Here is a 659-nt window from a genome sequence, read left to right on the forward strand (position 1 = left end):
TGTAGCCATTCGGCGTGGGCCGCAGGCGAAGATGGCTACTCGAATAGGCCGGGGTTTTCACGGCGCATTTCGAGGAGGTTTTTGAGCTCTTCAACGCCATCCTCAGTGAAGGCCATGATGGCGTCCTCGCCGATACCGTAGACCTAGATGACGCCATCTTCAGTGTCCAGGCCGATGGAAATCTCATGCAAGAGATCTTCGGCGACGCCAAGTTCCTGGGCGACGGCAGCGATGACGGTGACGGCGTGAACCTTGTTGCGCTGCATGTTCAGGCCGCGACCGCGACGGATGCGTCTTTGGGTGAGGTTTTCCAGTTCCAAGGAAGCAGATCATTGATACGCGAGGCTGGGTGGGCGGCAATGCGGCCGAGCACATCAGTCAGCCAGGCGTAAGGATCGACGTCGTTCATCTTGCAGGTGACGATCAAACTATAGACGGCGGCCGCCCGTTGTCCGCCTCGGTCAGACCCGCAGAAAAGCCATGAGCGGCGCCCAAGGGCAATGCCTCTGAGCGCTCGCTCGGCGGCATTGTTGGAGAGACAAACCCGGCCGTCGTCGAGGAATAGCGTGAAGGCAGGCCACCGCTTCAGCATGTAGTTGATGGCTTTGTACAGGTCGTGGGTGCGGGGAAAGTCATCCCGCTTCTCCTCGAGATAGACG

At 59.3% G+C, this 659-nt stretch carries 2 protein-coding genes; both read right to left on the reverse strand.

Going from position 1 to position 659, the window contains the following annotated elements; translation table 11 throughout:
* Window positions 1-143: 143 nt before the first annotated feature.
* Window positions 144-266: a hypothetical protein gene (locus ACYQ6W_RS22680; protein ID WP_459678573.1), complete on the reverse strand. Its 123-nt coding sequence runs from the start codon at window positions 264-266 to the stop codon at window positions 144-146.
* A 2-nt stretch (window positions 267-268) separates the two neighbouring features.
* Window positions 269-659 (reverse strand): IS66 family transposase (locus ACYQ6W_RS22685; protein WP_459678574.1); only part of this gene is annotated, 391 nt, incomplete at its 5' end.

Source organism: Acidisoma sp. 7E03 (genome assembly GCF_054665075.1).

What these genes read in the sequence shown, in the direction of transcription:
- ACYQ6W_RS22680 (WP_459678573.1), bottom strand. Translation starts at nt 266, where the DNA reads ATGCAGCGCAACAAGGTTCACGCCGTCACCGTCATCGCTGCCGTCGCC.